Source organism: Isoptericola chiayiensis (assembly GCF_013149805.1).
Taxonomy (GTDB): Bacteria; Actinomycetota; Actinomycetes; order Actinomycetales; family Cellulomonadaceae; genus Isoptericola; species Isoptericola chiayiensis.
On sequence record NZ_JABEZT010000002.1, the window covers coordinates 181,727 to 203,053 of the forward strand.

General features: G+C 74.1%; 21 protein-coding genes, 1 tRNA gene and 1 riboswitch. Of the genes, 18 read left to right on the plus strand and 4 right to left on the minus strand.

What is annotated here, in order from left to right; genetic code table 11:
- Window positions 1–42: 42 nt before the first annotated feature.
- Window positions 43–2,154: a transketolase gene (tkt, locus tag HDG68_RS03775; RefSeq protein ID WP_172149458.1), complete on the minus strand. Its 2,112-nt coding sequence runs from the start codon at window positions 2,152–2,154 to the stop codon at window positions 43–45.
- A 371-nt stretch (window positions 2,155–2,525) separates the two neighbouring features.
- Here tkt and HDG68_RS03780 point away from each other — a divergent pair, with 371 nt between their 5' ends.
- The 16 genes from HDG68_RS03780 (at window position 2,526) to HDG68_RS03855 (ending at window position 17,783) form a co-directional block, all read left to right on the plus strand.
- Window positions 2,526–3,491 carry a heme o synthase gene (locus HDG68_RS03780; RefSeq protein ID WP_343037414.1) on the plus strand — a complete coding sequence of 322 codons (966 nt, stop codon included), beginning with the start codon at window positions 2,526–2,528 and terminating at the stop codon, window positions 3,489–3,491.
- Window positions 3,492–3,581: 90 nt separating this feature from the next.
- Window positions 3,582–4,547, plus strand: a complete 966-nt coding sequence (gene xerD, locus HDG68_RS03785; RefSeq protein ID WP_172149462.1) for a site-specific tyrosine recombinase XerD — start codon at window positions 3,582–3,584, stop codon at window positions 4,545–4,547.
- A gap of 114 nt (window positions 4,548–4,661) precedes the next feature.
- Complete coding sequence (locus HDG68_RS03790; protein WP_172149464.1) at window positions 4,662–5,573, plus strand: ParA family protein; 912 nt, start codon at window positions 4,662–4,664, stop codon at window positions 5,571–5,573.
- Window positions 5,557–6,438 carry a segregation/condensation protein A gene (locus HDG68_RS03795; protein ID WP_172149466.1) on the plus strand — a complete coding sequence of 294 codons (882 nt, stop codon included), beginning with the start codon at window positions 5,557–5,559 and terminating at the stop codon, window positions 6,436–6,438. The genes HDG68_RS03790 and HDG68_RS03795 overlap by 17 nt, the downstream gene beginning before the upstream one ends.
- Window positions 6,435–7,073 (plus strand): SMC-Scp complex subunit ScpB, encoded by a 639-nt coding sequence (gene scpB, locus HDG68_RS03800; protein WP_172149468.1) that lies wholly within the window; start codon window positions 6,435–6,437, stop codon window positions 7,071–7,073. Before HDG68_RS03795 ends, scpB begins: the two co-directional genes overlap by 4 nt.
- Window positions 7,074–7,108: 35 nt before the next feature.
- The gene (locus HDG68_RS03805) at window positions 7,109–7,912 is read left to right on the plus strand and encodes a pseudouridine synthase (protein ID WP_172149470.1); all 804 of its coding nucleotides are present in this window, start codon (window positions 7,109–7,111) and stop codon (window positions 7,910–7,912) included.
- A gap of 44 nt (window positions 7,913–7,956) precedes the next feature.
- Window positions 7,957–8,667 (plus strand): (d)CMP kinase, encoded by a 711-nt coding sequence (gene cmk, locus HDG68_RS03810; RefSeq protein ID WP_172149472.1) that lies wholly within the window; start codon window positions 7,957–7,959, stop codon window positions 8,665–8,667.
- A 67-nt stretch (window positions 8,668–8,734) separates the two neighbouring features.
- Window positions 8,735–10,249 (plus strand): ribosome biogenesis GTPase Der, encoded by a 1,515-nt coding sequence (gene der, locus HDG68_RS03815; protein WP_172149474.1) that lies wholly within the window; start codon window positions 8,735–8,737, stop codon window positions 10,247–10,249.
- Window positions 10,250–10,319: 70 nt separating this feature from the next.
- Window positions 10,320–10,450: riboswitch (FMN riboswitch) on the plus strand.
- 128 nt (window positions 10,451–10,578) lie between these two features.
- Window positions 10,579–11,700: a bifunctional diaminohydroxyphosphoribosylaminopyrimidine deaminase/5-amino-6-(5-phosphoribosylamino)uracil reductase RibD gene (gene ribD, locus HDG68_RS03820; RefSeq protein ID WP_246253558.1), complete on the plus strand. Its 1,122-nt coding sequence runs from the start codon at window positions 10,579–10,581 to the stop codon at window positions 11,698–11,700.
- Window positions 11,700–12,338: a riboflavin synthase gene (locus HDG68_RS03825; protein WP_172149476.1), complete on the plus strand. Its 639-nt coding sequence runs from the start codon at window positions 11,700–11,702 to the stop codon at window positions 12,336–12,338. The genes ribD and HDG68_RS03825 overlap by 1 nt, the downstream gene beginning before the upstream one ends.
- Window positions 12,335–13,666: a bifunctional 3,4-dihydroxy-2-butanone-4-phosphate synthase/GTP cyclohydrolase II gene (locus HDG68_RS03830; RefSeq protein WP_172149478.1), complete on the plus strand. Its 1,332-nt coding sequence runs from the start codon at window positions 12,335–12,337 to the stop codon at window positions 13,664–13,666. Before HDG68_RS03825 ends, HDG68_RS03830 begins: the two co-directional genes overlap by 4 nt.
- Window positions 13,663–14,160, plus strand: a complete 498-nt coding sequence (ribH, locus tag HDG68_RS03835; protein WP_172149480.1) for a 6,7-dimethyl-8-ribityllumazine synthase — start codon at window positions 13,663–13,665, stop codon at window positions 14,158–14,160. The genes HDG68_RS03830 and ribH overlap by 4 nt, the downstream gene beginning before the upstream one ends.
- Before the next feature lie 133 nt (window positions 14,161–14,293).
- A tRNA-Pro gene (locus HDG68_RS03840) sits at window positions 14,294–14,367 on the plus strand.
- A 75-nt stretch (window positions 14,368–14,442) separates the two neighbouring features.
- A complete protein-coding gene (locus tag HDG68_RS03845) occupies window positions 14,443–15,183 on the plus strand; it encodes a group I intron-associated PD-(D/E)XK endonuclease (RefSeq protein ID WP_172149482.1) in 741 nt (246 codons plus the stop codon).
- A 102-nt stretch (window positions 15,184–15,285) separates the two neighbouring features.
- Entirely contained in the window at window positions 15,286–15,960 is a 675-nt protein-coding gene (locus HDG68_RS03850) for an SDR family NAD(P)-dependent oxidoreductase (protein ID WP_172149484.1), read from the plus strand.
- Between the two features lie 86 nt (window positions 15,961–16,046).
- A complete protein-coding gene (locus HDG68_RS03855; RefSeq protein ID WP_172149486.1) occupies window positions 16,047–17,783 on the plus strand; it encodes a SpoIVB peptidase S55 domain-containing protein in 1,737 nt (578 codons plus the stop codon).
- A 20-nt stretch (window positions 17,784–17,803) separates the two neighbouring features.
- Here the strand turns inward: HDG68_RS03855 and HDG68_RS03860 are convergent, their stop codons facing one another.
- Window positions 17,804–18,367 carry a dienelactone hydrolase family protein gene (locus tag HDG68_RS03860; RefSeq protein WP_172149488.1) on the minus strand — a complete coding sequence of 188 codons (564 nt, stop codon included), beginning with the start codon at window positions 18,365–18,367 and terminating at the stop codon, window positions 17,804–17,806.
- Window positions 18,368–18,485: 118 nt separating this feature from the next.
- On the opposite strand from HDG68_RS03860, the gene HDG68_RS03865 reads away from it, so the two are divergent.
- Window positions 18,486–18,851: a DUF2200 domain-containing protein gene (locus HDG68_RS03865; protein WP_172149490.1), complete on the plus strand. Its 366-nt coding sequence runs from the start codon at window positions 18,486–18,488 to the stop codon at window positions 18,849–18,851.
- A 16-nt stretch (window positions 18,852–18,867) separates the two neighbouring features.
- Here the strand turns inward: HDG68_RS03865 and HDG68_RS03870 are convergent, their stop codons facing one another.
- Together HDG68_RS03870 and HDG68_RS03875 are read right to left on the minus strand one after the other, a co-directional pair.
- On the minus strand, window positions 18,868–20,067 hold the full coding sequence (locus HDG68_RS03870) for a zinc-dependent alcohol dehydrogenase (RefSeq protein WP_172149492.1): 1,200 nt from the start codon (window positions 20,065–20,067) through the stop codon (window positions 18,868–18,870).
- A gap of 131 nt (window positions 20,068–20,198) precedes the next feature.
- The gene (locus tag HDG68_RS03875; RefSeq protein ID WP_172149494.1) at window positions 20,199–20,615 is read right to left on the minus strand and encodes a ScoMcrA-related endonuclease; all 417 of its coding nucleotides are present in this window, start codon (window positions 20,613–20,615) and stop codon (window positions 20,199–20,201) included.
- A gap of 105 nt (window positions 20,616–20,720) precedes the next feature.
- Between HDG68_RS03875 and HDG68_RS03880 the strand changes: the two genes are divergently transcribed.
- Window positions 20,721–21,326: a DUF998 domain-containing protein gene (locus HDG68_RS03880; RefSeq protein ID WP_172149496.1), complete on the plus strand. Its 606-nt coding sequence runs from the start codon at window positions 20,721–20,723 to the stop codon at window positions 21,324–21,326.
- Window position 21,327: the final 1 nt, after the last annotated feature.

The following is a 21,327-nucleotide window of genomic DNA, read 5'->3' on the forward strand; positions in this document are numbered from 1 at the left end:
GCGGTGGCCGGCGCGCGCCGGCCACCGCCGTGGGTGAGGGCCTCAGGCCGTGCGGGCGGCCTTGATCGACTCCCGGGCGGCCGCGGCGACGGCCTCGGCCGTGATGCCGAACTCGCGGTACAGCGTCTTGTAGTCCGCCGACGCGCCGAAGTGCTCCAGCGACACCGAGCGGCCGTGGTCGCCCACGATCTCGCGCCAGCCCTGGGCGACGCCGGCCTCGACGGACACGCGGGCGCGGACCTCGGCGGGCAGGACGGAAGCTCGGTAGGCGGCGTCCTGGCGGTCGAACCACTCGCGGCTCGGCATGGACACGACGCGCGCGGAGATGCCGTCGGCGGCCAGCAGCTCGCGGGCCTGGACGGCGAGCTGCACCTCGGAGCCGGTGCCGACCAGGATCACGTCGGGGGTGCCCTCGGTGTCCTGCAGGACGTAGCCGCCCTTGAGGGTGTGCTCGGCGCCGGCGAACCCGTCGGTCCCGCGGGGGAACGTGGGCACGCCCTGACGGGTCAGCACGATGCCGGCCGGGTTCGAGGTGTTCTCCAGGATGCCGCGCCAGGCCCACGCGGTCTCGTTGGCGTCCGCGGGCCGCACGACGTCGAGGCCCGGGATGGCGCGCAGCGCGGCCAGGTGCTCCACGGGCTGGTGGGTGGGTCCGTCCTCGCCGAGGCCGATGGAGTCGTGGGTCCACACGAACGTGGTGGGGATCTCCATGACGGCGGCGAGCCGGACCGAGGCGCGCATGTAGTCCGAGAACTGCAGGAACGTCCCGCCGTAGGGGCGGGTCAGCCCGTGCAGGACGATGCCGTTCAGGATCGCGCCCATGGCGTGCTCGCGGATGCCGAAGTGCAGCGTGCGCCCGCCGGGGTGCCCGGGGAACTTCTTGGTGGCGTGCTCGATCGGGATGAACGAGGGCTCGCCGTCCATGGTGGTGTTGTTCGAGCCGGCGAGGTCGGCGGACCCGCCCCAGAGCTCGGGCAGGACGTCGGCCAGGGCGGAGAGCACCTTGCCCGAGGCGGCGCGCGTGGCGACGCCCTTCTCCGAGGCCTCGAACTCGGGCAGCGCCTCGGTCCAACCCTCCGGCAGCTCGCGGGCCGAGAGGCGCTCGAGCAGCGCCGCGCCGTCGGCGTTGGCCGTCTTCCAGGCCTCGAACGCGGTGTCCCAGGCGGCCCGCTGCTCGGACTGCCGCTCGGCGATCGCGCGGGTGTACGACAGCACCTCGTCGTCGATGTGGAACGACTTGTCCGGGTCGAGGTCGAGGATCTTCTTCATGCCCGCGACCTCGTCGGCACCCATGGCCGAGCCGTGGATGCCGCCGGTGTTCTGCTTGGTGGGTGCCGGCCAGCCGATGATGGTGCGCAACGCGATGATGGAGGGCTTGCCGGTCTCGGCGCGCGCCGCCTCCAGGGCGGCCGCGAGCTCGGCGGAGTCCTCGACGTAGCCGGTGTCGCCCTGCGTCCAGTCGACGCGCTGGACGTGCCAGCCGTAGGCCTCGTACCGGGCCAGGACGTCCTCGGTGAACGCGATCTCGGTGTCGTCCTCGATGGAGATCTTGTTGTCGTCCCAGATGACGACGAGGTTGCCGAGCTGCTGGGTGCCGGCGAGCGAGGAGGCCTCGGAGCTCACGCCCTCCTGCAGGTCGCCGTCGGAGGCGATGACGTAGACGTGGTGGTCGAACGGCGAGGTGCCCGCGGCGGCGTCCGGGTCGAGCAGCGCCCGCTCGCGCCGGGCGGCGTAGGCCATGCCGACCGAGGACGCGATGCCCTGGCCCAGGGGACCGGTGGTGATCTCGACGCCGGGGGTGTGGCCGTACTCCGGGTGCCCCGGGGTCTGGGAGTTGAACGTGCGCAGCGCGGCGATGTCGTCCATCTCCATGCCGTACCCGGCGAGGAACAGCTGCAGGTACAGCGTGAGCGAGGAGTGCCCGGCGGAGAGCACGAACCGGTCGCGACCGACCCAGTGCGGGTCGCTCGGGTCGTGGCGCATCGTCTTCTGGAAGAGCAGGTAGGCGGCCGGCGCGAGGGAGATCGCCGTGCCGGGGTGGCCGCTGCCGCACTTCTCGACGGCGTCGGCGGCGAGCGCCTTGACGGACTTGACCGCGCGCTCGTCGAGTTCGTTCCACTCGAGCGGCGACAGGGCGGGGTCGAACGCGTTCACGAATGCCTCTTTCCTGCCCGAGGCGCTGCCCCGGGTTGTGTGCTGCTGGGCCGGTGCCGGCACGGCTGCGCTCACGCGGGGAGAGCGTCCGCCGGGCGCAGCGGGGAACCGGTGCGCGCGACGGCACCGGTGCCTTGCGGTTCGTCTCCACACTAGCCGGGTGGGCCGTCGTCCGCGTTCACGACGGCGGAACGTCCCACGATGTGAGCGTTCGACAGGGCGCGGTGGCGGGCTTCGCGGGGCTGCGCCGTCGAGCCGACGCGGTGTTCGTCACAGCACGTGGGCGGGTGTTGCGGACGTGCGGGCGCTTCGCGCGGCGTACGATGGGCCGGACCCCCACCAGCCGACCGTCGAACAGGACCAGGACGCGCGTGAGCACCCCCAGCCACCCGACGACGACCTCGTCGACGCCGACCCGTGCCGCCGTCCACCGGCCCGCCTCCCGATCCGGTGGCTGGCGCGACCGCGTCGGCGCGTACGTCGCGCTGACCAAGCCGCGGATCATCGAGCTGCTGCTGGTCACGACCGTGCCGACGATGATCCTCGCCGAGCGCGGGCTGCCGGACCTGTGGCTCGTCGTCACCACGCTCGTGGGCGGTGCGCTGGCCGCGGCGTCGGCGAACGCGTTCAACTGTTACCTGGACCGGGACATCGACGAGCTGATGAACCGGACCAAGCGGCGTCCCCTGGTCACCGGGGAGATCCGGCCCCGCGACGCGCTGGTCTTCGCCACGGCCCTCGGCGTCGTCTCGCTGGTGTGGTTCGCCTGGCTCGTCAACGTCGCCGCCGCGTGGCTGACCTTCGCGGCGATCGCGATCTACGTGGTCGGTTACACGATGATCCTCAAGCGGCGCACGTCGCAGAACATCGTGTGGGGCGGCATCGCCGGGTGCATGCCGGTGTTCATCGGCTGGGCCGCGGTGACGGAGTCCCTCAGCTGGGCGGCCGTCGCGCTGTTCGGCGTCATCTTCTTCTGGACGCCCCCGCACTACTGGCCGCTGTCGGTCAAGTTCAAGAAGGACTACGCCACGGCCGGCGTGCCCATGCTCCCGGTCGTCGCGTCGGACCGCCGGGTCGCCACCGAGATGGTCGGGCACACGGTGGCGATGATCGCCTGCTCCCTGGCGCTGGTGCCGCTGGCGGGCATGACGTGGGTGTACACGCTCGTCGCCGCCGGCCTGGGCGGCTGGTTCCTGTGGCTGACCGTCGCGATGCTGCGCAAGGCCCGGGGGAGCACGCGGGGCGGCCCCGGCGCGATGAAGGTCTTCCACGCCTCGATCACCTACCTCACGCTGCTGTTCGTCGCCGTCGCGGTCGACGTCTTCCTGCCGTTCTGAGCGCGGGACCTGGGTCGGGCGCGGCGGCGTGCGCCCGACGCGCGCCGCACCTGCGCCCGTCCCACCCGCGACCCGGGGCATGATGGGCGGGTGACCACCACCGCCGAGGACCGGACCGACGTCGACGAGTCCGGCGTCGGAGTCGCGCTGCGCGACTACCTGGCGCACCTGCGGGTCGAGCGCGGGCTGTCGACCAACACCGTGTCCGCCTACCGCCGCGACCTGGCGCGCTACGCCGCCTACCTCGCCGCGGTCGGTCGCGGGTCGCTCGCCGAGGTCTCCGAGGCCGACGTCGAGGCCTATCTCGCCGCCGTGCGCCAGGGTGACGACGGCGGACGGCCGCTGTCGCCGTCGTCGTGCGCCCGGGCGCTGGCCGCGGTGCGCGGCTGGCACCGCTTCGCCCAGGCCGAGGGGATCGCCGTCGAGGACCCGACGCGCGAGGTCGCGGCACCCTCGCAGACACGTCGCCTGCCGCACGCGCTGAGCATCGACGCGGTGGGACGGCTCCTCGACGCGGCGTCCGCGGGGGACGGGCCGACCTCCCTGCGGGACCGTGCCCTGCTGGAGCTGCTGTACTCGACGGGCGGACGGATCAGCGAGATCGTCGGGCTGGACGTCGACGACGTGGGTGCCGACGCCGCGGTGCGACTGTTCGGCAAGGGTGGCAAGGAGCGTGTGGTGCCCGTGGGGTCGTACGCACGCGAGGCCGTGGAGGCCTACCTCGTGCGGGCCCGGCCCGTGCTGGCCTCCGCCGGCAGCGCCCGGGGCCGCTCCACGCCCGCGCTGTTCCTCAACACGCGCGGCAACCGGCTGTCCCGGCAGAGCGCATGGGCCGTGCTCGGCACCGCCGCGGAGCGCGCCGGCCTGGCCGAGCACGTGTCCCCGCACACCCTGCGGCACTCCTTCGCCACCCACCTGCTCGCCGGCGGCGCCGACGTGCGCGTGGTCCAGGAGCTGCTCGGGCACGCCTCGGTGACCACCACGCAGATCTACACGATGGTGACCCCCGAGGCGTTGCGGGAGGTCTACGCCGCGGCGCACCCGCGCGCGCTGTAGCGATCGCGCGGATCGTGCCGGCGAACCACGCCGCGCCGTGCGAGGGGTCCCGGTCCGGCAGCGGCCCCGGTGTAGCGTGACGGACGTGAACGACGCACCCGGGGGGAGCGACAGATGACGCAGCCGGCGACCGCCGAGAGCACGTTGCCCGGGATCCCGGGCCGCGAGGCGAACGACGACGGACCCGCGACCGACGTGGTCGGACGGACCCTGCCCGACTACCCCGCTCCCGCCCCGCTGGCCGACCACGGCCCGGCGCGGGTGGTGGCGATGTGCAACCAGAAGGGCGGCGTCGGCAAGACGACGACCACCATCAACCTCGGCGCCGCGCTGGCCGAGTGCGGGCGCAAGGTGCTGCTCGTCGACTTCGACCCGCAGGGCGCCGCCTCCGTCGGTGTCGGGGTGAGCCCGCACGACCTCGACCTGAGCGTCTACAACCTGATCATGGAGCGTGACGTCGAGCTGGCCGACGTCGTGCGTCCCACCCGCATCGACGGCCTCGACGTCGTGCCGGCCAACATCGACCTGTCCGCCGCCGAGGTCCAGCTCGTCGGAGAGGTGGCCCGCGAGTCGGTGCTGTCGCGCGCCCTGCGTCCCGCGCTCGACGAGTACGACCTCGTCCTGGTGGACTGCCAGCCCTCGCTCGGCCTGCTGACGGTCAATGCGCTCACCGCCGCGAACGGCGTGCTCATCCCGCTCGAGTGCGAGTTCTTCGCGCTGCGCGGCGTCGCCCTGCTCGTCGAGACCATCGACAAGGTGCGCGACCGGCTCAACCCCGACCTCGCCGTGGACGGCATCCTGCCGACCATGTTCGACTCGCGCACCCTGCACTCGCGCGAGGTCGTCCAGCGCGTGCACGAGGCCTTCGGCGACACGCTGCTGCACACCGTCATCGGGCGGACGGTCAAGTTCCCGGACGCCTCCGTGGCGGCCGAGCCGATCACCGCCTACGCCCCGTCGCACGCCGGTGCGGCCGCCTACCGGCACCTGGCCCGGGAGCTCGTGGCTCGTGGCAGCTCCCGCTGAGACCGTCGCGCCGCCGGCCCGTGCGGGCTCCCCGCGCGCCGGCGCGTTCCAGGTGCACCTGGACAACTTCGACGGCCCGTTCGACCTGCTGCTGTCCCTGATCACGGCCCGCGAGCTCGACGTCACGGAGGTGGCGCTCGCCGAGGTCACGGACGACTTCGTGGCGCACCTGCGCGAGGCGGAGGCCGCGGCGTCGGAGGCGGAGGCGCGCGGCGAGGAGCACGCCTCCTGGGACCTGGGCACCGCGAGCGAGTTCCTCGTGGTGGCCGCGACGCTGCTCGACCTCAAGGCGGCGCGTCTGCTGCCGGGGCTCGTGGAGGAGGACGCCGAGGACCTCGAGCTCCTGGAGGCGCGCGACCTGCTGTTCGCACGCCTGCTGCAGTACCGCGCGTACAAGGAGATCTCCGGGGTCCTGTCGCAACGGCTGGCCACCGAGGGTCGGCGGGTGCCCCGCGCCGTGCCACTGGAGTCCCACCTGGCCGCGATGCTCCCGGAGCTGGTGTGGACGCTCGACGGCGACCGGCTCGCCGAGCTGGCGTCGCGCGCGCTGGAGCCCAAGCCGCCACCGGTGGTGGGTCTGACGCACCTGCACGCCCCGGCCGTGTCCGTGCGGGAGCAGGCCGGCATCGTGGCACAGCACCTGCGCCGTGAGCGCGTCGCGACCTTCCGGGCGCTGACGGCGGGGGAGGAGCGGCTCGTCGTCGTGGCACGGTTCCTGGCGCTGCTGGAGCTGTTCCGCGCGGGTCAGGTCGCGTTCGACCAGGTCACGGCGCTGGGCGAGCTCAGCGTGCGGTGGACGGGCGGTGCGCAGGACGCGGTGGTCGACGTCGAGGAGTTCGAGGGAGTCGGGGAGGACGCAGGATGAGCGCGCCGGTCGAGGTCGACGGGGACGCCGTCGCGGACGTCGACGAGCTGCCCGGCGGGCTGCCCGCAGCGCTCGAGGCCATCCTCATGGTCGCCGAGTCGCCGGTGCCCGCCGAGCGGCTGGCGGCGGCCGTGGAGCGTCCGACGGCGGTCGTGGAGGAGTGCCTGGCCGGCCTGGTCGAGGAGACGACGGGAGCGGCCGGTGGCCGTCCCCGCGGGTTCGAGCTGCGCCGCGGTGCCGACGGGTGGCGGGTCTACTCGGCTCCGGCGCACGCCGACGTGGTGGCCCGCTTCGTGCTCGAGGGCCAGTCGTCCCGGCTGAGCCAGGCCGCGCTGGAGACCTTGGCCGTCATCGCCTACCGCCAGCCGGTCAGCCGCGGGCAGGTCTCCGCGGTCCGGGGCGTCAACGTCGACGGCGTGGTGCGCACGCTGCTGGCCCGAGGGCTGATCGCGGAGATGGGGCAGGACCCGTCGTCCGGCGCGGTGCTCTTCGGCACCACCGGGGAGTTCCTGGACCGCATGGGCTGGACGTCGCTGTCCGAGCTGCCCCCCCTGTCGCCGCACCTGCCCGGCGTCGAGGCCGTCGCCGCGATGGACGGTGGGCTCGGGTCCCTGGCGGACGTCGTCGACGACTGAGCGGCGCACGCCCCGCGCCCTGCGACAATGGAGCCATGCCCACCTCTCGCCGTGGCGGACGCCGCCGCCCCCAGAACGCCGCCCCGAAGCAACCGGTCGACGTCCACGTCGCCGACGGCGTCCGCCTGCAGAAGGTCCTCGCCCAGGCCGGTCTGGGCTCGCGCCGTACCTGCGAGCAGCTCATCGCCGACGCCCGTGTGGAGGTCGACGGGCAGATCGTCACCGAGCTGGGGGTGCGGGTCGACCCGGCGAGCGCCGTCGTGCACGTGGACGGCATGCGCGTCCAGCTCGACTCCTCGAAGGTCACCCTGGCGGTGAACAAGCCGATGGGCATGATCTCGGCGATGAGCGACCCCGAGGGGCGCCCGACCGTCGCCGAGCTGGTCAAGGACCGCACGGAGCGGCTGTTCCACGTGGGGCGACTGGACGCCGACTCCGAGGGGCTGCTGCTGCTGACGAACGACGGCGAGCTCGCCAACCGGCTGTCCCACCCCAGCCACGAGGTCCCCAAGACCTACCTGGTCACGGTCGAGGGCGGCGAGTTCTTCCCCCGACACGGCAAGGAGCTGACGAAGGGCGTCGAGCTCGACGACGGCCCCGCCCGCATGGACAAGGTCCGCGTCGTCGACGCCGTCGAGGGTCGCACCATGGTCGAGGTGGTGCTGCACGAGGGGCGCAACCGCATCGTGCGCCGGATGTTCGACGTCATCGGGTTCCCCGTGACGCGGCTGGTGCGGACCCGCATCGGCCCGATCGCGCTCGGCGACCTCAAGGCCGGTCGCACCCGGGTGCTGGGCCGCACCGAGCTCGGCACCCTGATGAAGTCCGTCGACCTGTAGATTCCTCCGCGACGCCCACCCCCATCGAACGAGAGCGAGCACCCGTGGTCACCATCGCCGTCGACGGCCCGTCCGGTTCCGGCAAGTCCAGCGTCTCCCGGGCGGTCGCCGCCCGCCTGGGCCTGGCCTACCTCGACACCGGCGCGATGTACCGGGCGGCGACGCTGTGGTGCGTGCGCACCGACGTCGCGCTGGACGACGCCGACGCGGTCGCCGACGCCGTGCGGGCGATGCCGCTGACCTCGGGGCTCGACCCGGCGGCGCCGACGGTGTCCCTGGACGGCACCGACGTCGCCGCGGCGATCCGCACCACCGAGGTCTCCTCGACCGTGTCGAAGGTCGCCACGAACCTCGAGGTGCGCGCCGAGCTGAAGCGACGCCAGCGAGCCATCATCGACGACGAGGCCACCGGAGGGTTCTCGGGCGGTCGCGGCATCGTCGCCGAGGGGCGCGACATCACCACGGTGGTGGCCCCGGACGCGGACGCCCGCGTGCTGCTGACGGCGAGCGAGGAGGCGCGCCTGCGCCGCCGCTCCCTGGAGGTGCACGGCGCCGCGGACGCCGCGGCCGTGGCGGCGACCCGCGACCAGGTGCTGCGCCGGGACCGCGACGACTCCACGGTGAGCCAGTTCCTGCAGGCCTCGGACGGGGTCGTCACGATCGACTCCAGCGAGCTGGACCTCGACCAGACGGTGGCCGCCGTGCTGGCCGTCGTCGAGCAGGTCGTCCCGGAGGCGCCGAGCGCCCGGGCGTGACCGGTCTCTCGTCCCGGCCGCGCCGCGCCGTCGTGCCCGAGGGCACGGACCTGGGACAATGGCTGGCATGACCACCCCCGCCGACGGTCCCGAGACCACGCCCGCCGACACGCCGTCCGACGACGGACCCGTCGTGACGTACGTCGACGACGCCGCGCGCGAGCGCGCGCTGCGTGCCGGCCTGGAGGAGTTCGAGCTCGACGAGGCCGACCGCGCCCTGCTGGAGAGCGAGTGGGACGACGACGGGCTCGCGCCCGCCGAGCCCGCGCTGCCCGTGCTGGCCGTGATCGGCCGGCCCAACGTCGGCAAGTCGACCCTCGTGAACCGGATCCTCGGGCGCCGCGAGGCCGTGGTCGAGGACACCCCCGGGGTGACGCGGGACCGCGTCAGCTACCCGGCGGAGTGGTCCGGCACCGACTTCACGCTGGTGGACACCGGTGGCTGGGAGGTCGACGTCGCCGGCATCGAGTCGAAGGTCGCCTCCCAGGCCGAGGTCGCGATCTCCCTGGCCGACGCCGTGGTGTTCGTCGTCGACGCCCAGGTGGGCGCGACGGCGAGCGACGAGCGGGTCGTCGAGCTGCTGCGCCGCTCGGGCAAGCCGGTGATCCTGTGCGCCAACAAGGTCGACGGGCCGTCCGGCGAGGCCGACGCCGCCTACCTGTGGTCGCTGGGCCTCGGCGAGCCGATGCCTGTCTCGGCCCTGCACGGTCGCGGGCTGGGCGAGATGCTCGACGCCGTGCTCGACGTGCTCCCGGAGCACTCCGCGCACGGTGAGCTGCTGCCGGAGGGACCGCGCCGGGTGGCGCTCGTGGGCCGGCCCAACGTCGGCAAGTCCTCGCTGCTGAACAAGCTCGCCGGCGCCGAGCGCGTCGTCGTCGACGAGGTGGCGGGCACCACGCGCGACCCGGTCGACGAGCTCGTCGAGATCAAGGGCATGCCGTACTGGTTCGTCGACACCGCGGGGATCCGCCGCCGGGTCCACCAGACGTCCGGCGCCGACTTCTACGCGTCGCTGCGCACCCAGGCCGCCATCGAGAAGGCCGAGGTCGCCGTCGTGCTCGTGGACGCCTCGGTCCCGCTGACCGAGCAGGACACGCGCGTCATCACCCAGGTCGTCGACGCCGGTCGCGCGCTCGTCATCGCCTACAACAAGTGGGACCTGATGGACGAGGACCGCCGACCGTTCCTCGAGCGGGAGATCGAGAAGGACCTGGTCCAGGTCACGTGGGCGCCGCGCGTCAACGTCTCGGCCCGCACCGGCTGGCACACCGACAAGCTCGTCCGTGCGCTCGAGACGTCGCTCGAGTCGTGGGACACCCGCATCCCCACCGGCCGGCTCAACGGGTTCCTGGGCGAGCTGGTGGCCGCCCACCCGCACCCCCTGCGCGGGGGCAAGCAGCCGCGCATCCTGTTCGCCACGCAGGCCTCGACCCGCCCGCCGCGGTTCGTCGTCTTCGCCACCGGCTTCATCGAGGCCGGCTACCGCCGCTTCATCGAGCGTCGGCTGCGTGAGGAGTTCGGGTTCGAGGGCTCACCGATCCGGATCAGCGTGCGGGTGCGCGAGAAGCGCCGCCGGCGCTGACCGGGTGTGACCCGCGTCCCACCCGCGCCGCCGTGAGGTGCGGTAGTCTCGCCGGTGAACGAGCAACAGCTCGCGTGCTCTGGGGTCGGTGAAACTCCGAACCGGCGGTAACAGTCCGCGACCCGGTCACAGCCAGTGACCGGTTGACCAGGTGGAACTCCTGGACCGACGGTCAAAGTCCGGATGGGAAGACGCACGCGACGGCCGCTCGCTCGCCGACGGCGTGCACCGCACCCGGAGGGGCGTCCTGACGTCACCCGGCCCGGCGCCCCGGCGAGCGACGACGCCGTGCAGCCCCCGGGTCCGCGACCGGACGACAGGGGCAGCAGATGACGACCGCCGCCGCGGCACCCACCCTCGCGCCGGCCGAGCACGCCGCCATGCAGCGGGCGCTCGCCCTGGCCGCCACGGAGGGCATCTCCCCGGGTCCCAACCCGCGTGTGGGCTGCGTGCTGCTGGCGCCCGACGGCGCCACCCTCGCCGAGGGGCTCCACCGGGGCGCCGGTACCCCGCACGCCGAGGTGGCGGCCCTCGCCGCCGCCCGCGCCGCCGTCGGACCCGGCACCCTGCGCGGCGCCACCGCCGTCGTCACGCTCGAACCGTGCGCCCACACCGGACGCACCGGCCCGTGCGCCGAGGCGCTGCTCGACGCCGGGATCGCCCGGGTCGTGTACGCCCAGGCCGACCCCAACCCGGCCGCGACCGGCGGGGCCGCGCGCCTGCGCGCCGCCGGCGCCGACGTCGTCGGACCGGCGTGCCCCGACGAGGCCCGCGCCCTGAACCCCGTGTGGACCCGCGCGATGGAGCTCGGACGCCCGTACGTGACCTGGAAGGTCGCCGCCTCCCTCGACGGCCGCACCGCCGCCGCCGACGGCACCTCGCGCTGGATCACCTCCGCCGTCGCACGCCGCGACACCCACCGCCTGCGCGGCGCCGTCGACACCGTCCTGGTGGGCACGGGCACGCTGCTCGCCGACGACCCCGCCCTGACCGTGCGGGACGCCGACGGCGCGCACGGCCCGCAGCCCCTGCGCGCCGTCATGGGACGCCGCGACCTGCCGCCGTCGACACGCCTCGCCGCGCCCGGCCCCGACGGCGCCCCCGCCGTGCACCTGCGCACCCGCGACCCCCGCGCGGCGCTCGCCGACCTGTGGGAGCGCGAACGGCGGCACGTGCTCCTCGAGGGCGGGGCCACGCTCGCCGCCGCGTTCTGGCGGGCCGGGCTCGTCGACGAGGTCGTCGCCTACGTCGCGCCCGTCCTGCTCGGTACCGGGCCCGCCGCCGTCGGCGACCTCGGCATCACCACCATCACCGGCGCCGCCCGGCTCGACGTCACCGACGTCGCCGTTCTGGAGCCCGACCCCGACGACCTCGCCCCACCCGGAGCAGCCCGCTCCGGGGCGGCCGCCACGAACCTGCGGCTCACGCTGACGCCGCGGAAGGAGTCCTGATGTTCACCGGCATCGTGTCCGAGCTCGGCACCGTGGTCGCCCTCGAGCGCACCACCGACGCCGCCCGCCTGACCGTCCGATCGCCCGGCGTGCTCGCCGACGTCCGACGCGGCGACTCGATCGCCGTCGACGGGTGCTGCCTGACCGTGGCCGACCACGACGGCGAGACCTGGACCGCCGACCTCATGGCCGAGACCCTCGAGCGGACCACCCTCGGCGCACTGCGTGCCGGCGACCGCGTCGACGTGGAGCCGGCGCTCGCGGTCGGCGACCGCCTCGGCGGGCACGTCGTGCAGGGGCACGTCGACGGCGTCGGCACGGTGCTGTCCCGCACGCCGGGGGAGCGGTGGGACGTCGTGGAGATGTCCCTGCCCGCCGACCTCGCCCGGTACGTGGTGGCCAAGGGGTCGATCGCCGTCGACGGGGTGTCCCTGACCGTCGTCGGGGCCGCTACCGACCGGTTCACGGTGAGCCTGATCCCCGAGACGCTCGCGCGGACCACTCTCGGACTGCGCGCCGTGGGGGACCGGGTCAACCTCGAGACCGACGTGCTCGCCCGGCACGTCGAGCGCCTGCTGGACCACCGGCTCGTGGCACACGACGCAGCGCCGGTCGCGACCGCGGAGGTGGCCCGATGAGCCCCGTCGACGGCGGCGTGCACCAGCGCGTCACCCGTGCCCTGGCGGCTGTGGCCGCCGGACGTCCCGTCGTCGTCGTGGACGACGAGAGCCGCGAGAACGAGGGCGACCTGATCTTCGCGGCCGAGGCCGCCACGCCCGAGCTGATGGGCTTCACCGTGCGGCACACCTCCGGCCTCGTCTGCGTGGCCGCCGACGGCGCGACGCTCGACCGGCTGGACCTGCCGCTCATGGTCGCCGAGAACCGCGACGCCTTCCGCACCGCCTACACCGTCACGGTCGACGCGGCCGACGGCGTCACCACCGGGATCTCGGGCGCCGACCGGGCACGGACCGCGCGGGTCCTGGCCGACCCGGACGCCGCGCCGGCCGCGCTGACGCGGCCCGGTCACGTCCTGCCGCTGCGGGCTCGCGACGGCGGCGTGCTGGAACGCCCCGGGCACACCGAGGCCGCCGTCGACCTGGCGCGCCTGGCCGGGCGGGGCAGCACGGGGGTGCTCGCCGAGGTCACGCACGACGACGGCACCATGATGCGCCGCCCCGCTCTCGCCAGGTTCGCCGCCGAGCACGGCCTCGAGCTGATCAGCGTGGCCGACCTCGCCGCCTACCGGCGGGCCACGGAGTCCACCGTCGACCGGCTCGCGGTCACCCGGCTGCCGACCCGCCACGGCGGGCTCACCGCCGTCGGCTACCGCGACCGGGTCACCGGCGACGAGCACGTCGCCCTCGTGGCCGGGCCGCCCTCCGACCTCGACGACGGTGCGTCGGTGCTGGTCCGCGTGCACTCCGAGTGCCTGACCGGCGACGCGTTCGGTTCCCTGCGGTGCGACTGCGGCCCCCAGCTCGACGCCTCGCTGCGGGCCGTGCAGGAGGCCGGCCGCGGCGTCGTGGTCTACCTGCGCGGCCACGAGGGCCGGGGGATCGGTCTGGTGGCCAAGCTGACCGCGTACAGCCTGCAGGACGGCGGGCACGACACGATCGACGCGAACCTCGCCCAGGGCCTGCCGGTGGACTCGCGGGAGTACACCGCTGCCGCGCACGTCCTGCGCGACCTCGGCGTCGGGCCGGTGCGGCTGCTGACCAACAACCCGGCCAAGGTGGACGGGCTGCGTGCCGGAGGTGCCGACGTCGTCGAACGGGTCCCGCTGGCCATCCACCCGGTCCCCGACAACGTGGCGTACCTGCGGACCAAGCGGGACCGCATGGGACACGACCTGCCGAACCTTGACCCTGAGGTCGAACCTTCGGGTGACCTCGACCTTCACCTTCGACCCCAACCTGAAGGAGACCCCATGACCCCGATGTCCGCCTGCGAGGGCGCCCGATGAGCGGCGCCGGGGCGCCCGCCACGCACGCGACCGACTGCTCCGACCTGCGCGTGGCCGTCGTCGCCGCCTTGTGGCACGACACCGTGATGGACGGCCTGCTCGACGGCGCCCGACGCGCGTGCGCCGACCACGCCGTCGAGCCCGAGGTGCTGCGCGTGCCCGGCTCGTTCGAGCTGCCCGTCGCCGCCCAGGCCTGCGCCGCGGCCGGCTACGACGCCGTCGTCGCCCTCGGTGTCGTCGTCCGCGGCGGAACACCGCACTTCGACTACGTGTGCGCCGCCGCCACCGACGGGCTCAACCGCGTCGCGCTCGACCACACCGTGCCGGTGGGGTTCGGGCTGCTCACGTGCGACGACGAGGCCCAGGCCCTCGACCGCGCCGGGCTCGAGGGCTCCCACGAGGACAAGGGGTACGAGGCCGCGGCCGCAGCCCTCGCCACGGCGCGCGTGGTGCGGGCGGTCCGCGCGGGCGCACCCGCGGCCGTCGGCCGCTGACCCGCCGGTGACCCCGGACACATCGGCGCTGCCGGGTGGACGCACCGCGCCCGGTCTGGGGTAGTATTTCGGTCGGCCCTGCGGGGTCGAACCGGCCGTCCTTCCGCGCACCGTCGCGGCGGCGAGGGCCGGGCGGGCTGTGGCGCAGTTTGGTAGCGCACACGACTGGGGGTCGTGGGGTCGCAGGTTCGAATCCTGTCAGCCCGACATTCACGCGAGGGTCTCGAGCACCGTGCTCGGGGCCCTCGTCGCATGTCGGGGGCACCTTCTAGCGTTCCGCCCATGGCGGCGCAGCGGCGGTACTCGGACGAGCAGCTCGAGCACGCCGTCTCTGCGGGGACGTCGTGGCGCGGGACGCTGCGCCTCCTCGGCCTCAGCGCGACCTCGGCGTCGGCGATCCGCTCGGTCCGCGCGCACGCCGATCGTCTGGGACTGGACTACGGCCACTTCACCGGGTCTCGCCGCTGGTCCGACGCCGACCTGGAAGAAGCCCTCGTCGGGGCCACCGACTGGGAGGACGCTGCCCGTCGGCTGGGACTGCGGGGAGGCTCCCGCGTCGCGGTGGTCAAGCGCCATGCGGCGCGCCTCGGCCTCGACGGCGGCTCGTCGTGGTCCCCGAGGCACGTACCGGCACCGCCCCCGGCAGCGCCGGACCTGGCGAACCTGCACCGCGCCGGACCGCAGCTCGCCGCGGCCTGGTTCACCCTGTGCGGGAGGGACGTGTGCTGGCCCCTGGAGCCCTGTCGCTACGACCTCGTCGTCGACGTCGCCGGGCGTACCAGGCGCATCCAGGTCAAGACGACCGTCACCCGGGCCGGCTCGACGTGGCAGGTGTTCCTGTCGTCCGGCGGGAGCGACCGGAAGGTCTACTCACCCGACGAGATCGACGACTTCTTCCTCATCGACGGCGACCTGCAGTACTACCTGGTGCCGATCGAAGCTGTCCGAGGAATGCACGCGATCCATCTCAGCGCCTACGAGGACTATCGGCTCCCGCAGCTCCCGGCGCCTGATGCGACGTGACGATGGTTCGGCGCGGGAGCGGACGTCCGCACCACCGTGCCCGGCAGGGCCCGCGGCAGTAGGGTCCGCAGAGAACATCCCCCGTCCTGCGAGGAGGCCGCGATGCCGACCCTGGCCATCATCGGAGCCGGTCCGAACCTGGGAGCCGCCGTCGCGCGACGGTTCGCCCGCGAGGGATACGCCGTCGCGCTGATCTCCCGCGACCAGGCCAAGCTGGACGCGCTGGCCGGCGAGCTCGCCGACACCGGCGTGAGCGCGCGCGGCTACGCCGCCGACGTCCGCGACGACGCCGCCCTCGAGCGGGCGCTCGCGCGCGCGGCCGACGACCTCGGCCCGATCACGGCGCTGCAGTACAGCCCGCTGCCCGCCCGCGAGTACCTGAAGCCGGTGCTGGACCTGACCCCCGAGCTCGCCCTCGACGCCCTGCGCTTCTCGGCGCTCGGCCTCGTGACCGCCGTGCGGGCGGTCCTGCCCGGCATGCGTGCCGCGGGTGAGGGCCGCATCGTGCTCATCAACGGGGGCACGTCCGTCCGGGCCCGCGCCGGGTTCGCCGGCACCTCCGTGGCCTTCCCCGCCGAGAGCGCCTACGGCGAGATGCTGCACGAGGCGCTCGCGGACGAGGGGATCCGTGTCGCTCAGCTCGTCATCCCCGGTGCCATCCCGAAGCTGCAGCTCGAGAACGGCGTCGAGGACGTCGCCGCACGCGTCTGGGAGCTGGCCAGCACTCCCGGGGACTTCCGCACCCTGCTGATTCCGCTCGACGAGGGCCGCGAATAGCACCTCGGCGCGGCGCAGGGGATGCCGCTGCTTTTCACCCGCGCGGCGCGGGTACGGAAGCCGCAGGTCGGGCGCATCCTGTGCTCATGACGACAAGATCCTGCGCGGCCGGACGGGCACTCGCCTCCTGCTGCGCCGTCGCGGTCGCCGCGACCGGCCTGGTGGCTGTGGCGCCGCCGGCCACCTCCCTGCCGACGGCGGACTGCGCCGTCGCCCACCCCGTGTCCGACCTGGTCGGCGGTGCGCCGGTGCACGGCCTGACGGTCAGCAGAGGAACGACGCCGCAGCCCTTCACCGGAGAAGTGCTTGGCGTGCTGTCGAACGGGATCGCCCCGGGCCTCGACATGGTCGTGGCCGAGCTGTCCTCGCCGGCGATCGATGCCGCGGGCGGCATCTGGCAGGGCATGTCCGGCTCCCCGGTGTACGCCGAGGACGGCCGGCTGATCGGCGCGGTCGCGTACGGGCTGGCGTGGGGCAGCTCGCCGGTGGCCGGGATCACCCCGTTCGAGGACATGGACGACTTCCTCGGGGCCGCCGTCGCGGCGCCGCGGGTGGAGGTGGGTCCGCGGATGGCCGCGCGGATCGCCGCCGAGACCGACGTGACGCGCGCGCAGGCCGGCCGCGGGCTGGAGCAGCTGCCGATGCCGGTCGGCGTCGGCGGGGTGGGGCTGGCTCGTGCCGAGAAGGCGGCCCGCGCCCGCGGCAGCACCCTGGTCGACGCCTCCTCCACCAGGATCGGCCGCTCGGGCGGCGCGAGCGCCGCCGGCATCGACACGGTGACGGCCGGCGGCAACGTGGCGGCCGTGCTGGCGCACGGGGACGTGACGCTGGCCGGCGTGGGTTCCGTGACCTCGGTGTGCGGCGACCGTGTGGTGGCGTTCGGGCACCCGATGGGCTTCACGGGACGCACTCGCCTGGGACTGGCCGCCGCCGACGCCGTGTACGTCCAGCCCGACCCGCTCGGCGTGCCGTTCAAGGTGGCGAACCTGGGCGAGCTGGGCGGCACGGTCACCGACGACCGGCTGGCCGGTATCGCCGGGACGTTCGGCCCGGTTCCCGCGCCGACGACGTTCACCTCGCGCGTGGCCTACGCGGGAGCGGCCCGTACGGGGACCACCGAGATCCTGCACCGTTCCGCGGCCGCCGACGTCGCCCTGTTCGGCGTGCTCGGCAACCACGACCGGGTGGTGGACGGCGTCGTCGGCGGGTCCCAGACCCAGACCTGGACGATCACGGGGACCCACGGCGGTGAGTCGTTCCGCCTGCGGTACGCGGACCGGTACCGGTCCGGTTCCGACATCGGGTGGACGGGCGCCTTCGACCTGGCGACGGTCGTGGCGACGCTGTCCTCGTCGTCGAGGACCCGTCTGGACTCGGTGCGCAGCGAGATCACCGTCCGTGACGACCGGCGCACCTTCAAGGTCGCGAAGGTCCGCCAGCGCACCGGCGGGAAGTGGGTCGACGTCACCGGCGGCACCGCCAAGGTCCGGGCGGGGGGCACCCTGAAGCTGCGGGCGGTGCTCAGCGGGTCCGACGGCGCCACGCGCACGGTCCGGCGCGACGTGCGGGTCCCGAAGCGGCTGCAGGGCGAGCGCGGCGTGGTGTCGGTGGTGGGCGGCAATGTCTACCAGGACGACTTCTGGTCCGTGCGCTCCTTCGACGCCGTCCGCACGGCTCTGCGGAAGAACCTGCGCAACGACGAGGTGGAGCTGACCGTCAGCATCGGGGGAGGCAAGGACTCGCTGGAGCGGGTGCGCCGGTCCGACCCGCTGCCGCGGGTCGTCGGCGGGCAGAAGCACGTGCGGGTGAAGGTGACGCGCTGACCGCGGCTCCTCGCCGCGCGCTACAGCGCGGCGAGGAGCTCGAGAACGCGCCGGGTGGCCAGCGCGGCGCTGTCGGTGTCGTGGTCGGGGTGCCCCCGCTCGGCGAACAGGTGCCCGGCGCCGGGATAGACGAAGAGCTCGCCGCCCGGCACCGCAGCGGCGTACTCCTGCTCCGCCTCCGGCTCGCGCCACGGGTCGTCGGTGGTCACGTGGGCCTGCGAGGGCACCCCGGCCGGCCAGGTCGCGTCCCACCACGACGGCGCGACCGCGCCGTAGAGGAAGAACGCGGCGCGGGCGCCGGGCCGCTGCAGGACGGCCTCGGCCGCGCGCGCGGTGCCCATCGACATGCCGCCGTAGACGACGTCGGTCGGCAGGTCCGCGACGGCTGCGGCGGCGCGCCGCGCGATCTCGCCCTCACCGAGCGACACGGCGTGCGCCACGCCGGCGTCGACGTCCGCGAACGTCACGCCGTCGTACAGGTCGGGCACGTGCACGCGGTGACCGGCGTCGTCCAGCGTCCCGGCGAACTCGCGGACGCCGTCGGTGAGCCCGCAGGCGTGGTGGAAGAGCACGATCTCGGCCATGCGGCCACGCTACGCCCGCCGCTCCGACGGTGCCCGCCGTCGTGCGCCGGAGCCCGCCGGCGATCGACCGGCCGCAGGGGTGCCACGATGGGTACGGACAGCCGACCGGGAGGACACCATGGCGCACCGCATCTTCACCACCAGCTTCGCGAGCATCTACCCGCACTACGTGACCAAGGTCGAGCGCAAGGGCCGCACGGTCGCGGAGCTGCACCAGGTCATCACCTGGCTCACGGGCTACGACGACGCGGGGCTGCAGCGGGTGCTCGACGACGAGGTCGACATGGCGACGTTCTTCGACCGGGCGCCGCGGATGAACCCCGATGCCGCACTGATCACCGGGGTGATCTGCGGCCACCGCGTCGAGGACATCGAGGACCCCCTCATGCAGCAGATCCGCTACCTGGACAAGCTCGTCGACGAGGTCGCGCGCGGCAAGAAGATGTCGTCGATCCTGCGCGGGACGCCGGCCTCCGCCTCCTGAGCCTTCCCGGCGGACGTCAGCCGGCATCCCGCCAGGGGTCGAGCACGACCTTGATGCAGCCGTCCTCCTTGCGCTGGAACGTGCGGTACGCCTCGGCCGCGTGCTCGAGGGGGAGACGGTGCGTCCGCAGGTCCAGGACTCCCAACGGATCGGCAGCGTCCTCGACCAGAGGCAGCAGCTCGTCGGTCCACCGCCGGACGTTCGCCTGCCCCATCCGCAGCGTCACCTGCTTGTCGAAGAGCTGCATCATGGGCAGCGGGTCGAGCGCTCCGCCGTAGACGCCGGAGAGCGAGACCGTCCCACCTCGACGCACCAGATCGAAGGCCGTGTACAGGGCGGCGAGCCTGTCGGTGCCGGCATGCTGCGTCAGGGGCGCGGCCACCGCGTCCGGCAGGTGCGCGACCAGCTTCTGGACCAGCTCGGCGCCCCCCGAACCGTGCGCCTCCATGCCGACGGCGTCGATCACCGAGTCTGGCCCGCGGCCCGACGTGAGATCTGCGACCACCCCCGTGAGGTCCGCCGTGGTGGGATCGACGGTTCGCACACCGTGCCGTTCGGCCATGGCACGTCGCTCCTCGACGGGGTCGACACCCACGACGAGCCCGGCACCCCGGTACCGAGCGATCCGGGCGGCGAGCTGTCCCACCGGCCCCAGGCCGAGGACCACGACGCTCCCGCCTTCCGGAACGTCCGCGTACCGGACGCCCTGCCATGCCGTGGGCAGGATGTCGGACAGATACAGGTACCTCTCGTCCGGCCGGCCGTCGTCCGGTACCCGCACCGGTCCGTAGTGCGCCTGCGGCACGCGGAGGTACTGTGCCTGCCCGCCCGGGACCTGACCGTACAGCCGCGTGTAGCCGAACAGTGCGGCTCCCATGCCCTGGGACCGCACCTGGGTGGTCTCGCACTGGCTCTGCAGACCTCGACGGCACATCCAGCAGTGACCGCAGGAGATGGTGAAGGGCACGACCACCCGGTCTCCGACCGCGAGGTCTCCGGTCTCCGTCCCGACCTCCTCGACGACACCCATCGCCTCGTGGCCCAGGACGTCCCCCGGGTCGATGAACATCCCCAGCACGCTGTACAGGTGCAGGTCCGAGCCGCAGACGGCGGTCGACGTCACACGGATCACCGCGTCGGTCGGTTGCTCGATGCGGGGATCCGGAACGTCCTCGACGGCGACGCTCTCGTTGCCCTGCCAGGTCAGTGCACGCATGGGGTCCTCCGGGTGGTGTGCGGTCGTCCTCGCGTGACGCCGTGCACTCCACCGTCACGGTCCGTCGCGGACTCCGCCACTCGGGCGTCGGGACCGACCCCGCCTCCGCCCCCCTCGGGGCGCCCGACGGCTCAGCCGCAGCTGTCGCAGACCCCCGTGGCGGGCAGCGCCATGAAGCAAGATGGGCACACCGGGGTCGGGCGCTCCGGCTCCGGAGCCCGGCGGGTGGCGCGCGGGGCCTTCGGAGCGCTGCGGCCGGCCGTCGACGCGCGCCCGCCCGAGACCTCGAAGCCGCGCTTGGCCAGCAGGGCCCCGACGGCGACCTTGCCCCCGGTCATCTCCTCCGGCAGAGCCGCGCGGCCCGTGGCGTAACGGTGCGCGACGGCGAGGAGCGCCGTCGCGTCGTAGGTGCGACCCTCGTGCGTCAGGGTGACCCCCGGCGTCGGCGTGAACCCGTACAGCTTGAGGAACGCGCCCTGCCCGCGGTGGTCGTGCTCGGCGATCGCGGACAGCACGTGCGGGCGCGTGACGGAGGAGAAGGTGGCCATGGCCCCGAGGTTATGCCACCGACCTGACCGTGACGGGCCCGTCGGCCGCTCACCGCCCCGCCACCCCTGCGAGGTTCGTCTCACCCGGGGTGCGATGCTGGGGCGATGCACCGGTCCTCCGCTCTCGTCGTGCTGGTACTGCTCGGCGCGAGCGCCGTCTGCCTGGCGCTGGCACCCCTCGCGCTGCCCGACAGCTACGACGTCGTGCGCCACGCCCTGACACGGGCCGGAGCCCAGGGCGTCCCCGGCGCCTGGGTGGCCCGCACCGGGTACGCGCTGCTCGGCGTGGCCGTCCTGCTGGAGGCCGCCCGTGCCGGGGACGCCTGGGGTCCGGTCGGTCGCGGCGGCCACGCCGTCTTCGGCACCGCCATGGTCGCCCTCGCCGTGTTCTCCGCGAGCCCCTGGTACGGCGGCGCCGGCGACCGGGTCGAGGCCGGCCTGCACACCTGGGCCGCCACGACCGCCGTGCTGGCGTTCTTCGTCGGCGTGCTGGGCGTCCGCATCCGACGCGGGACCCGGCCCGGCCGGATCGCGGTGCTCGACGTCGTGGCGCTCGCGGGCGTGCCGGTGCTGGCGCTGGCCGCGGAGACGATGCCGGGGGGCGCCGGCGTGACCGAGCGGCTCCTGTTCGCGATCGGGTTCGCCTGGTACGCCACGGAGGCGGTGCGGCTCGCCCGCCCCGACGGCCCGGGACGGGTGCGCGAGCTGTGAC